A 12581-nucleotide genomic window follows, 5' to 3' on the forward strand; every position below is an offset into this window, starting at 1 on the left:
AGCGTACATTCAGCCAGCGATGATGTGGCTGACACACCGCTTTCGCGAGCAAGCCCGCTCCCACAGGGGGTGTGTGGTGGTCATGGCATCTAAATCACTACGGCACCACGAGCTTCCAACAACTCGCGCAACACCGACCGATGACAATGCGCTTCATCCTCGCAATAACAGCCCACGGCCAGGGACGTCTGATGGGACAACGCGGCCAGCAGATCCAGCATCTGACTGGCAGCAGGCTGGCTCATCTCGGCCTTGAACTTGCGCCGGAACACCTCCCAGGCCTTGGCATCTTGCGCAGCCTTGGCCTCGGCCACCAACTGCGCACTGGGCGACAGCAGCGGCTGCCAGACATCATAAAAGTCCCGACGGGCGAATTCGGCTTTCGGTACGCCACGGGGAGGGCGGCGTACCGTGCCCAGGCGCAATCCTTCGTCGGGCCGACGGGGTGAACCGAGTTGAACGATATGGATCGCCATGGCTACTTGAGCCGCGATTCGTCAAACCACTCCAGCGCCGTGCGCCACAGGCAGATGCCCAGGAAGTATGCCGACATCAGCAGCCACAGCCCCATCACCAAAGGGTTGATCTGCGGATGGTTGAGCACCAGCGACAGGCTGCACAACAACCAGGTGGCCGTCACCGCAATGTTGATCGGCATGAACCGGCGCACGCGAAACGGGTGCAGGAATTTCATCCGGGTCACGGTCAGCAAGGCCAGGCCAATCACCGTGGCGAAGGTGATCCACGGCGACGGGGCGATGATGTACAGGCACAGGGCGACCACGTTCCAGGCGGCGGGGAAACCCTGGAAGTAGTTGTCGGTGCTCTTCATGTTGACGTTGCAGAAGCAGAACAGCGACGACACCAGAATCATCGACACGCTCAGCAGCAAGGTGTAGTCCGGCAACGGGATGTAGCGATAGATGAACAGTGCCGGGATAAACACATACGTCAGGTAGTCGATCACCAGGTCGAGGATCGAGCCATCGAAGCTCGGCAACACTGACTGCACGTTGACCTTGCGTGCCAGTGCACCGTCCAGGCCGTCGACGATCAGGGCGACACCCAGCCACAGCAGGCAATGGGTCGGCTGGTTATCCAGCAGGGACAGGGTGGCGAGGAAAGCGGTGACCACGCCAGTGGCGGTAAAGCCATGGGCGCCCCATGCTTTGAGCCTGGCGATGTACAGGGTTGAAATCACGGGGGCGTTCTCCAGTGAATGAAGCAAGCCAGTTGTCACCCCGCGTACGGGGCGGTGGCAAACCGGGTCGGGTTGCAGGTATCGACCGGGTATCCGGGAATAAGGTTCACCACCTATGAATCTTAGCTGCGCCACAAAGAAATACCCCGGAGCAATCCGCGGTAGCGATGGCGGGTCAGCCCAACGGTGCTGGCACATTCGCCTGCGGGGGCTATCGTTGCCTGACTGGATAAGCACCCTTCAAGAGGACAACCGTCATGAACACCAGCGATCTGCTCGAACAATTACTGCGCGCCGGTCAGGGCTCGATGGCGCAACAGGGTGGCGGTGGCGCGTCGGCCCAGGGCGGGCTCGGCGACCTGGGTGGATTGCTCGGCGGCTTGTTGGGCGGTGGTGCTGGTGCAAGTGGTGGCGGTGGTGGCGCTGGGTTGAGCGGTTTGCTCGGTGGCTTGCTCGGCGGCGGTTCGCCGATGGGCGGTGCACCGCAAAGTCGTTCCGCTGGCGGCACTAATTATGCGGCGCTGGCGTCCCTGGGCATGATGGCGTTCCAGGCGTACCAGGCCTGGCAGCGCAGTCAGGCGTCGGCTCCGCAGGAAACTCCACGGACCGTGGACTTGCTGGCCGGCCCGGAAGTCGAGGAGCATAGCCATGCGATTCTGCGGGCATTGATTGCCGCGGCCAAGGTCGATGGCCGCATCGATGACGCCGAGAAGCAGATGATCAGCACTGAAATCGGCCGTCACACCGACGATCCGCAATTGCAGCAATGGCTGGACGACGAGGTCGCCAAGCCACTGGACGCCAATGAGGTGGCGCAGTCGGCCACCGACCCCGGCATGGCCTCGGAGATGTACCTGGCCAGCGTGATGCTGGTGGACGACCAGCGGGATGCCGAGCGCAACTATCTGGATGAGCTGGCCGCGGCGTTGCAGATCACCCCGGAGCTGCAATTGCATCTGGAGCAGCAGGCCAAGGGTACTGCCTGATCGGGCGCGCCCGCCATAAGCAAAGCTTCGCGAGCAAGCCCGCTCCCACAAGGGATCTCCAGTGTTCACACGGACAATGTGGGAGCGGGCTTGCTCGCGAAGAACGATGACTCGGTCAACCTGCTGAAACACCGGCCGTACCCCGCGCCACGAGTCCGTCCGGGCTTTTTCAACGCCGATTGAATTATTGCGCCGCTCGCTGGCTCTGCTTGATTAGAAGACGTTTGCATTCAACGTCCTGGCGCGAAGCCGGTGAGCCATGCCCCGCAACCTCGATGACGACAACCGCATGCGTGACTTTTCGGCGACCTCCGAGCCCGCCGCCAAGCGCTCACGCCAGGGAAAATCATCGCCTCTGACCGGCGCGCGCAAAGCCAGGCTGCCGGAGTTGCTCAAGCCTGAGTTGGCGACCACCATTTGCGCCTACGCCGTACGTACCCGCGAGGGCATGCCGGTGTCGATGCCGATCTGGCGCGAAGAGGTGGGCGAACTCAAGGGCGCCAATCAATGGAACCTGCACAATGTGCATGAACGTCTGGTTGAAGTCGGGGGATAGGCCCTGGGCGGACATGTCCGGAACCCGGCAGGCGATCACAGCAGAGATGCGCCGGCGGGTGGGGATGAAGATGTGACCGCAATGGTCAGAAAGGAACTCCATGTGGCGAGGGCGAAAGCTCCCTCGCCACAAGAGTGTGTTACTTGAGGAACGCCTGGAAGTCGGTACCCAGTTTGTCGATCGCCGCCTTGAAGTCCTTGGCGGTAATCTGCTGGCTTTCGTTTTTCAGTTCGGTGCCGAACACCTTGCGCACCACTTTGGCTACGGTCTGGTTGCTCTTGGCGTCGACGAACTCGGCTTCGATGAACAGGGTGGTTTCCTGGTCACGGTGACCGGTGGCGGCCTGGGTTGCCCCGACTACGGCCGCGATGGGAACCACTTCATACCACTTCATGCCTTCGTTCTCGGCGTTCACCCCGGTAATCGCCGCGCGCATGATCAGAGGGCGCGAGCCCGCCGGTGCGGATGTGGAATTGGACACTACGCGATACTTCTGACCCAGGGAGGCCTTGGCCTTGCTGGTCATGTAGTTCTGAATGTCGGTCAGCGTCTGCTGGTTGACCCGCTCATCGGGTTTGGGGGCCGGGTAGAGCTCCAGTTTGTTGAACACCACGGTGTCATAGGCATTCGGGTTCCACGAAGGGCTGACCCAGCGCATCGCGGTTCCACCGCTCGGCGTTTCGACTTCCTGCAGGTTGTTGTAGTTGGACAGGAAGCCTGAATATTGCTCCTTCTCAGTCACTTTCGAGGTACAGCCGCCTAGCAGCAGACTGGCCAGCGTGGCGCCGACGAGCAGTTTTCGGGACAGATTCATAGTGGTGTTTACTCCTTGGAAGAAATCTTCGTTCTTTTGTTTACAAGACATCAAAATCGCCAGGTCATGTTCCCGCTCAAGGCTTGAATCCAGGCATTGTCGAATTGACCGGATACTCGATTGCCCGATACGGATTTGGTCTGCTCCACCGGCATGTCGCCGAGCCAGACCATGGCCCAACTGACGTTGACATCGGTGTCCTTGTTCAGAGCATAGGTGGCTCCTGTGGCAATACGCCAGGATTCGTTCATCGGCACCACCACACTGCGGTTGCTGTCCGAGACGGAGCTACTGTCGTAGGCCACGCCCAAGTTCCACAACCACTGCTCGGTGGCCTGGTATTGCGCGCCAAGGGAGAGGTGCCAGGTGTCCTTGAAGCCGGCGTCGACCGTTTTCGATTGCGCTCCAAACGCCGTGGTGTCGACCTCTACGGCGATGTCGCCGAACTTCGACCAGTCCTGCCAGTTGGCTGAAGCCAGCAGCGCCCATTGTCGGTCCAGTTGCTGGAACAGGCTCAGGGTGACGGTTTGCGGCACCTTCATGTCCAGTTCGGTGTTGGTGTTGTTCACGCGGTCCAGCAGACGTCCGTCGCCCTTCACATCGAGCCGGTCCTCGAAGTCCAGGTCGACCTGGCTGGTGTAGGTCAGGCCGATGCGCGTGCCGGGTTGCGGGGCGTAGATCACGCCAACGTTGGCGCCATAGCCCCAGTCGTTGTCGCGGTACTTGTATTGGCCGTCAGCGCGGTCAGTGAAGCCGAAAGGGGAGCGGTCGATGGCGGTGTCGGCCTTCAACATGCCGTACATGGCCTTGATGCCAAGGCCTACCGACCATTGTTCGTTGAAGCGATACGCCACGCTGGGCACCAGCGACAAACCGAGCAGGCTGGAGTTTTGCGCGAAATAGCGGCCGGACCAGTCGTTGTCATAATTGAGCGCCAGGCCGAAGTCACCGTACTGGCCGAAACCGACGCTCCAGTGCTCGTCCAGTTCATGGCTGATGAAGAAGCTGCCACCGGGCATCGGATCGAGAGAATTGCCACTGCCGCTGCCCGGGGTGTTGGTGCCTGCGTCACGGTCGAAGCTCAGGTCACCGTACAGGACCTGCAGGCCGGCGGTGATTTGCGTACCGGGCAGATAGCTCATGCCCGCGGGGTTGCTGGCGATGGTCGAGGGGCCTTGGGCACGGGCGGCGGCACCGGCGTTGGCCAGGCCGGCGTTATCGGTGCCGATTTCATAGAGCATGATGCCACCGGCCCAGGCTTGCTGGCAGCACAGGGCAAGTAGCGCAGAGGTGGGTAGGGCAGCTGTTTTTATTGGCATTGAAATCCCTCGGCAATTGTCCATTTCGAATACGGGTGGACTGCATCAGCCACCCGTGGATTCGGCTGTTACTTGGCCATCTCTGCCCGAGCCGCGGCGATCTTGGCTTTAACCGAGTCGAGGTTGAAGCTCGCGCCTTTTTGCATCGGCGGAAACTCGATCGCTGTTTCTGCCAGTTTGGCCACCTGTTGCTGGACGAACACGAAACGCCAGAACTGGAACTTGAACCAGTCGAAGTACTGTTGCGAACCCTGCGCGGCCTGATTTTCCGGCCAGCCCATGCGCTCGAACGGGTCGAGTCGAAGATTGGTCAGGATCGGCACGTCCACAGCAACTTTAGCCCCCATCCAGCCACCCGGTTGGTCAATGAAGCGATATTTGTAGTCGTCTATGCGCACTGCACCCAAGGCGCTCTCTCCAAAGTAGAAGATCTCATGCCGGTTCGACGGACCTTTTCCGGTGATCATTGGAGTTTGATCATAGCCGTCCAGATGAACTTTGTAGGTGGTGTCGCCCAATTGTTTGCCTTTGAGCAGTTCGGCGGTGATGTTCGGGTTGCCCGCCGCCGCGACCAGGGTCGGGAACCAGTCCATGCCGGACATGATGCCGTTGGCGACCTGGTTGGCCGGCACCTTGCCTGGCCAGCGAATGATCGCCGGCACCCGGAAGCCACCTTCCATGACCGTACCTTTGCCCATGGCGAACGGGGTGGTGCCGCCATCGGGCCAGGTGAAATTTTCTGCCCCATTGTCGGTGGTGAAAATGACGATGGTGTTGTCGTCCATGCCGTCTTTCTTCAGCTTCGCCATGACGTCGCCGACGATGTCATCGAGCTGCGCCATGCCGGCTTCCTGTTCCGACCAGCCATTCTGCGAGTTGCGCATGGCCTGGTACTTGTCGGACAGGTGCGTGACGATGTGCATGCGGGTCGGGTTGAGCCAGACGAAGAACGGTTTGTTGTCCTGTTTGGCCTTGTCGATGAACGAGAAGGCCTTGTCGCGAATCTCCTCGTCGACGGTTTTCATCCGCTCCGGATAGAGCGTGCCGGCGTCTTCGATTTTCTGCTTGCCCACCTTGCCCCAGCGCGGCATCACGGTCGTGTCATCGGTGGTGGAGGCCCAGCTGTGGACCATGTTGCGTGGGCCGACGCTGTCCAGCAGCTCCTTCGGATAATTGGGGTGCGCCGGGTCTTCCATGGCGTCGAGGTGATAGAGGTAGCCGAAGAATTCGTCGAAACCGTGGACGGTGGGCAGGAACTGGTTGAGGTCGCCCAAGTGGTTCTTGCCAAACTGGCCGGTGGCATAACCCATGGCCTTGAGTGCGGTCGCAATGGTGACGGCTTCGGCGGGAATGCCTACGGGCGAGCCGGCCTGGCCGACGGTGGTCATGCCCGTGCGAATCGGCAGTTCGCCGGTGATGAAATTGGCGCGTCCGGCGGTGCAACTGGCTTCGGCGTAATAGTCGGTGAAACGCATGCCTTCATTCGCCAGTTGGTCGAGGTTAGGCGTTCTGCCAGCCATCATGCCCTGGTTGTAGACGCCGATATTCGACCAGCCGATATCGTCGCCCATGATCACCAGGATGTTGGGGGCTTTGTCGGCCGCCAGGGTCTGGTTGGGAAACGCCATTGCAGACAGCAACAGGGGTATCGCAAACATCGAGGATAAGGTTGTCCGGTTCATGTCGAGCTCCTGCGCACTAGCGTGAGTACATCGAGACGAGCCCCCAACCGCCGTTGAAATGCGTTATCCCCCGCGATGAGCGTAGGTTTGAATTGCGAAATATCCAGTAATGAGTAGTCAGGAAGTCAGTGTTTCAGGGGCGTTGCATCGAATTGGCCTTCCGGCGAAGCAGCCGCTCAAGTCGAGCGGCGAGCGATACTCGCCGCCCTCCCTTCGTCATTACCGGTCGGCAGTGGCGGCCAGCAATGGTGCGATTTGCTCATCGGTCAATGCGGCATGCACGTCCATGCTCATCAGGTCGTTCCACTCCAGCACCCATTTCTGAATCGGCACCAAATCACTCGCCTCGGCAATGCCGAAGCCGGCCGAGCTCCCTACAGCGTGCCAGCGCCCGTGCATGGTGACGCCTGCGGGCGGTGCGCCACCGGTCTTGAGAAAACGCGCGATTGCGGCATCACGGTTGTCAGGGCTGATTGTCCAACTGACGATGAATAACATCGGCCACCTCCTGTTGCACCTTGGCACCTGCTGTCTGCGCGTACCTGGCTGGCGCCGGGGCCGAGGCCACGCTTGGGTTTCCAGTTCCGTCCTGGCTGGCTTGCGGCAAAATCTCCCAAGGAAGGCATAGCAGTGCACCGCGATTCATGTATGACCGCTGATCCTGTTCCGGTGCATTTTCGAGGGGGGTAACAGTCGCCTGTTTCACCAGCGCAACATGGGCAGCGGGCGCAGTGGCGAACGGAGCAATTGCCGGGCTGAAAGCTTCATCAGCATCGAGTGAAAACCGTGATCGGGAAAGGTCGACTGCACGGTTTTGATAAAGCTTCGGGGCAAGCCGAAACGCACCAGTCCCAGGGACACATCCACCAGGTCGGCCTGGCGGAAGTGTTCGACACTGTTGGCGTAAGCGCCGCGATACCGGCGCAGCTTGTGATGCTCAAGTATCAACGCGCAGACTTCATCCTTCAGTTCCGGACGTTGTTGGCTGTCGAGATGTTCGGTGGCCAGGGCAATGGACGGCGGCAGGTAGTCGAGGGTGTCATCGGTCCAGATACCCAGGTCATGAAACGCCGCCGCTATTTGTACCGCGTCCGGGGGCAGGCCTTCGGCACCGCACAGGGCGCCATGGAAATTCAGCACCCGGTAAATGTGGTTGCGGTAGCCCTGCAGGTCGGCACCGATGGCCAGGGCGAACGAGGTGAGAATCTCGTCGGTGATGGGGAATTCGAGAATGGGTTTCATCAGGTGTCACGCAACAGGTCGTTGGCATTGAGCAGTTCGTAGGCAATCTCCGGGCGCTTCTCCATGGCTCGGCGAATGGCGGCGGGGATGTTGGCGCGGGTCTTGCGGCACAGCCCCGGCAGTTCGCCAATCTGGATGCCGATGCCGCGCATGGTGCGCACTTCATTGAAGCCGGGGGCGATGTCCACGCGGATGCCCAACTGTTCGAGCATGCGCCGTTGCAGGTGCTCCAGATCGCTCAGGCTCTGCAGGTTTTCCAGGCGTTCGATCAGGCGTTTTTCTTCGTTGCGGGTCAGAAACAGAATGCGCAGGTCTGCCCCTGGTGTTTCCAGCAGCGGGTCACGCCCGCAGTCGCAGGCGCCGGGCGGGCAGGGTGAGCGGATCGCAGCGGTGGTGGTCATGGGGATCAATCATAGAGCGCTGTGATCGAATTTGCCCATAGGGATTTGGTGTGAAGGCGATCTAAAAATGTGGGAGCGGTGAAACTGCGTGACTTATTTCAGTACCAGCATCCGATAAACGCCATCCTCAACCTCGATCCCGTGGGTGTCATGGGTGAAGCCGGGGAAGGATTTGTCGAAGGCTTCCAGTGCCTTGAGATACGCCAGCAACGGACCGTCCGCAGGCCCTGCGTTCTCACCCGGCATGAGCAGCGGGATGCCTGGCGGATACGGCACGATACCGGTCGCGGCAAGACGCCCGGCGGCTTCGTTGAGCGTCACCAGCTCGATGTCGTTGCGCACCAGTTTTTCGTAGGCCTCCACCGGGCTGAACTCGGCTTTTGGCAGGGTGCCGAAGGCCTGGGACATGTTGGCGGTGGTCTTGTGTTTCTTCATGGCGGCGAAGATTTCGTCGGCCAGATCCTTCAGGCCCATGCCGGCATAGCGATGCTGGTTGGCGTTGTACAGGTCGGGCAGGCACAGCTCGAGCTCGGCGTTGTCGTCGTAGTCACGCTTGAAGTCGAGCAAGGCGTTGAGCAGCGTGCCCCACTTGCCTTTGGTGATGCCGATGGAGAACAGGAACAGGATGGTGAAGTCAGTGGTTTTCTCGACCACGATACCCTGACGGCCCAGGTACGCCGTGACCACGCAAGCGGGGATACCGGAGGCGAGCAGGTTGCCGTCGTCGCCCATGCCCGGGCTGAGCACCGAGACCTTGATCGGGTCGAGCATGCAGTAGCCGTCTTCGATGTCGCCGAAGCCGTGCCATACCGCGTTCGGGTGCAGGACCCAGCAGTTCGGGTCGGTTTTCAGCGTGGCCGGGTCGACCTCATGGAACGGCACGGTCGCTGCGCCAACCTCTACGGTCGGCGGCTGCCAGCAGGTGAAGAACCAGTCATCCTTGCTCTGCATCTCGTTGTGCATGCGCGAGAGGACCTGGCGGAAGCTGATGGCTTCTTCAATCGACTCGTTGGTGAGGATCTGCCCGCTCGGTGCTTCCATCATTGCCGAGCTGACGTCACAGGACGCCATGATCGCGTAGTTCGGCGAGGTCGAGGCGTGCATCATGTACGACTCGTTGAAGCGCGCATGTTCGATCGGGTTACGGCCGTCGCGCACGTGGATCATCGAGGCCTGGGACAGGGCGGCCAGCAACTTGTGGGTCGACTGGGTGGCGAACACGGTCGGCTTGGACTTGTCGTGATCGGCCGGGTTGCCGTGCATGGCATGGCGTCCGCTGTACAGCGGGTTGAAACGCGCATAACCGTACCAGGCTTCGTCGAAGTGCAGACGGTCAACGCTTTCGCCCAGCAGGTCTTCGACGCGGGTGACGTTGTAGGTCAGGCCGTCGTAGGTGGAGTTGGTGACAATGGCGTGCACCGGCGTCGGGTCGATGCCTGGCTTGACCAGCGGGTTGTTGGCGATGGCGGCTTTCACGCCTTCGGCACTCAGGGTCTGCGGCAGGATCGGGCCGATGATGCCGTAGCGGTTGCGGGTCGGCACCAGGTAGGTCGGAATCGCCCCGGACAGGGTCATCGCATGCTCGGCGGACTTGTGGCAATTGCGGTCGCACAGGGCAATCTGATTGCGCGTGACGCTGGCCATGAGGATGACGCGGTTGGACATCGACGAGCCGTTGGTCACGTAATACGTGCGGTGGGCGCCGAAGACCTTGGCGGCATAGCGTTCGCCCTGGCCGATAGGGCCGCTGTGATCGAGCAGCGAACCGAGTTCGCCAACCGAGATCGACAGGTCGGAACGCAGCAGGTTCTCGCCGAAAAACTCGTAGAAGGCCCGGCCTGCGGTGCTTTTCAGGAACGCGGTGCCGCCGGCATGGCCGGGGGTGTGCCAGGAGTATTCATAGTTGCGGGCAAACTTCACCAGCGCGCCGAACATCGGCGGCAGGGCGGCCTGGCGATAGCGTTCGATGGCCGCCAGGATGCGTCCGCTGAGGAAACGGGAGGTGTCCTCGGGCAGCCAGATGAAGTCGTCGGCGTGTTGCATGACCAATAACGGAATGGTCGACGCGGTGGTACGGTCGCTGATCAGGAACACCGGCACCCGGGTGTTGCGCTCGCGCAGCTTGACCAGCAGTTTGGTGCAGTCGGCGTGGCCTTCGCTGGTGTCCATTTCCCATCGGATGAGCACGCATTGAATGGCCGGGTCCGAGCGCAGGATCGAGGCGGCATCGGTGAGGCTTTCCGAGGCCAGTACGCTGACACCACGTCCCTCTACGTCGTGGACCAGTTGATCCAGGGCGCGGCCAAACACCGTTCGTTTGTCCGGCGGACTGCTGACCAGTAGCGCCAGCATGCCCAGCGAGTGTTTATATTCCGTCATGCTTGAACCTCCATAGTGGCTGTATTCAGATTATTCACCGGCACTGGCTCGGCAGTGAGGTGCTGCGCGCTGACGGTTTGCGTCGGTACGCTGTTGTTGAGTGCTTCGAGGCGGATCAGGCGGTTGTTGACGAAACCGAACAGGGTGTAACCAACGATCGTGGCCACGCCGCCCAGCATCAGCGCCTGCTCACCGGAACTGTACAGCGCCAGATAGCTGTAGGCCGCCGCGATCAGAGCAATGACGTTGGTCACCAGTGCCTTGCCTTCCGGCACGTTGGAGACTTTCTGCATGGTCATCAGCGCGGCCATGGACAGGATGTACGGCACCAGGTTGGTCACAACTGCGAGATTGACCAGGGTATCGAACTGTTTGCTCAGGTCGGGGCTGATGGTGAGCAGGGCCAGCGCGGTCTGTGCCGCCAGCAGCACCAGCATGCCGACAATCGGCGTTCCCGCTTTGTTGCCCTTGGCGAAGATCGACAGGAAGTAGCCGGTGTCGGCCGAGCTTTTGTACACCTGGGCGATGGTGAACTGCCAACCCAGCAGCGAGCCGATGCAGGCGAGCACCATGGCCGCCATCACGATGTCGCCGACCATTGGGGTGAACATCTTGGCGAACACCAGGCCGAACGGCGCGGTGGACGCGACCAGTTCTTCGTTGCCGACGATACCGAAGATGACGTTGGTGGAGACGATGTAGATCACCGCTGCCCCCAGGGTGCCGCCCAGCACCGCAATCGGTACGTTGCGCTCAGGGTTTTCCACCGCGTCGGTGTTGGCGCAAGCCGATTCCAGACCGAGGAAGGCCCACAGGGTAATGGCCACCGAGGCGCCTGCCGCTTCGAACCAGCCCTTGTCGTGGGGGTTCCAGCCAGCGGCGTATACGCTGCTGTCGAACCAGAACCAGCCCACCGTGGATACCAGTACCACCGGTGCAATCACACCCCAGACCGTGACCGCGCCGATCCGGCCGGTAATGCTCGCACCGCCAAAGTTGGCGAAGGTGGTGATCCACAACAGGGCAATAGTGGCCAGGCCTACTTGCAGTGAGTCGAGTTTTATCCCGAACAACACCTGGATATAGCCGACCGCGGTAATACTGATCGCCACGTTGGCAATCAACAGCGAGAGACCGTAGGTGTAGTTGGTGATGTAGTTACCTGCTTTACCGAAGGTGTATTCGGCGTAACCGCCCATGCCGCCGGTCTTGCGGCTGAGCATCCCGCATCGCGCAAAGGCATAGGCCAGAGCGAGGGAGCCGGTGGCCGTTATCAGCCAGGAGAGGATCGAAATCGCACCGACTTCCGCGAGTTTCGTCGGTAGCAAAATAATTCCTGAGCCCAACATGTTGACGGCGGTCAACATTGTCAGTTGCCCCACACTCATTTTCTTTGCGACTGACATTCCGTTGCCTCACTTAGTTGGCGATTGAGAACCTTAGCTATAGCAAAGGTTTGAAATCTCGCAAGAAATTGACGACCCCCATCCCGCTTTTTCATTTATTTGCAGAAAAGGCAGGATGCTGGCCCCCAAGTTTCAAAGTTCTCTGCAAAATTACTTTGTTTTCAGTCGGTTAGATAGGTCGAAATGCGCAAGATATGGATCGCGTTAATCCCGCTAATAGTTGCGGGTATAGCCAACTCGGCTCAAGCAAAAGAACTGGCCGCCAAAGATCAGTACATGTGCAGTTGGGGCGCGGGCACCGCTGCAAGGGCACAGGAACTCAAGCTTTCAGGCGTTTCCTTGTATGCCGCCCGGCAGAAAATCCAGGTCTACAAGTTCGCCAAGTCCTGGATGCGCATGATGGCTCTTGGCATTACAGAGCAAACTTATGACAGTCCGTCGCGATTCAAACCGACTGCTGTACGCCAGAGCTTTTATGAAGACTGCGTCAGGTACAAGTTGGCGCGTAAATAAAGAAGAAGCGGGCGCCGGTCGGATCGACTGCGGTGTGGGGCTGCGGCGTCTATATTGATTGACCATCCCAGCGACCCGATGG

12 protein-coding genes and 1 pseudogene are annotated in these 12581 nt (G+C 60.3%); 3 read left to right on the top strand and 10 right to left on the bottom strand.

The annotated features are described in order from the left end of the window. Positions 1-89: 89 nt before the first annotated feature. Complete coding sequence (locus KGB28_RS19505; protein ID WP_223447223.1) at positions 90-476, bottom strand: DUF488 domain-containing protein; 387 nt, start codon at positions 474-476, stop codon at positions 90-92. A 2-nt stretch (positions 477-478) separates the two neighbouring features. Beyond that, positions 479-1201 carry a phosphatidylcholine synthase gene (gene pcsA, locus KGB28_RS19510; RefSeq protein WP_223447225.1) on the bottom strand — a complete coding sequence of 241 codons (723 nt, stop codon included), beginning with the start codon at positions 1199-1201 and terminating at the stop codon, positions 479-481. A gap of 257 nt (positions 1202-1458) precedes the next feature. Between pcsA and KGB28_RS19515 the strand changes: the two genes are divergently transcribed. Further along, positions 1459-2187, top strand: a complete 729-nt coding sequence (locus KGB28_RS19515; RefSeq protein ID WP_223447227.1) for a tellurite resistance TerB family protein — start codon at positions 1459-1461, stop codon at positions 2185-2187. 406 nt (positions 2188-2593) lie between these two features. Beyond that, positions 2594-2819: pseudogene (locus KGB28_RS19520) on the top strand (DNA ligase D); the annotation flags it as partial. 63 nt (positions 2820-2882) lie between these two features. On the opposite strand, the gene KGB28_RS19525 reads toward KGB28_RS19520, so the two are convergent. The 8 genes from KGB28_RS19525 to potE all read right to left on the bottom strand — a co-directional run bounded on the left by KGB28_RS19525 (position 2883) and on the right by potE (position 11986). After that, positions 2883-3557, bottom strand: coding sequence for a DUF3313 domain-containing protein (locus tag KGB28_RS19525; protein WP_223447229.1), 675 nt, complete (start codon positions 3555-3557; stop codon positions 2883-2885). Between the two features lie 50 nt (positions 3558-3607). Next, a complete protein-coding gene (locus KGB28_RS19530) occupies positions 3608-4876 on the bottom strand; it encodes an OmpP1/FadL family transporter (protein ID WP_223447231.1) in 1269 nt (422 codons plus the stop codon). A 68-nt stretch (positions 4877-4944) separates the two neighbouring features. Next, positions 4945-6558, bottom strand: coding sequence for an arylsulfatase (locus KGB28_RS19535; RefSeq protein WP_223447233.1), 1614 nt, complete (start codon positions 6556-6558; stop codon positions 4945-4947). Positions 6559-6777: 219 nt separating this feature from the next. Next, entirely contained in the window at positions 6778-7056 is a 279-nt protein-coding gene (locus KGB28_RS19540) for a DUF3303 domain-containing protein (protein ID WP_057398488.1), read from the bottom strand. Between the two features lie 204 nt (positions 7057-7260). Beyond that, entirely contained in the window at positions 7261-7800 is a 540-nt protein-coding gene (locus KGB28_RS19545) for an HD domain-containing protein (RefSeq protein WP_223447235.1), read from the bottom strand. Further along, on the bottom strand, positions 7800-8201 hold the full coding sequence (locus KGB28_RS19550) for a hypothetical protein (RefSeq protein WP_223447236.1): 402 nt from the start codon (positions 8199-8201) through the stop codon (positions 7800-7802). The genes KGB28_RS19545 and KGB28_RS19550 overlap by 1 nt, the downstream gene beginning before the upstream one ends. Positions 8202-8294: 93 nt before the next feature. Continuing rightward, positions 8295-10580 (bottom strand): Orn/Lys/Arg decarboxylase N-terminal domain-containing protein, encoded by a 2286-nt coding sequence (locus tag KGB28_RS19555; protein ID WP_223447238.1) that lies wholly within the window; start codon positions 10578-10580, stop codon positions 8295-8297. Next, a complete protein-coding gene (gene potE / locus KGB28_RS19560) occupies positions 10577-11986 on the bottom strand; it encodes a putrescine-ornithine antiporter (RefSeq protein WP_223447240.1) in 1410 nt (469 codons plus the stop codon). Before potE ends, KGB28_RS19555 begins: the two co-directional genes overlap by 4 nt. A gap of 183 nt (positions 11987-12169) precedes the next feature. Here potE and KGB28_RS19565 point away from each other — a divergent pair, with 183 nt between their 5' ends. Then, positions 12170-12499 (top strand): hypothetical protein, encoded by a 330-nt coding sequence (locus KGB28_RS19565; protein WP_223447242.1) that lies wholly within the window; start codon positions 12170-12172, stop codon positions 12497-12499. Positions 12500-12581: the final 82 nt, after the last annotated feature.

This window comes from Pseudomonas sp. BF-R-19 (assembly GCF_019956445.1).
Taxonomy (GTDB): domain Bacteria; phylum Pseudomonadota; class Gammaproteobacteria; order Pseudomonadales; family Pseudomonadaceae; genus Aquipseudomonas; species Aquipseudomonas fluorescens_BH.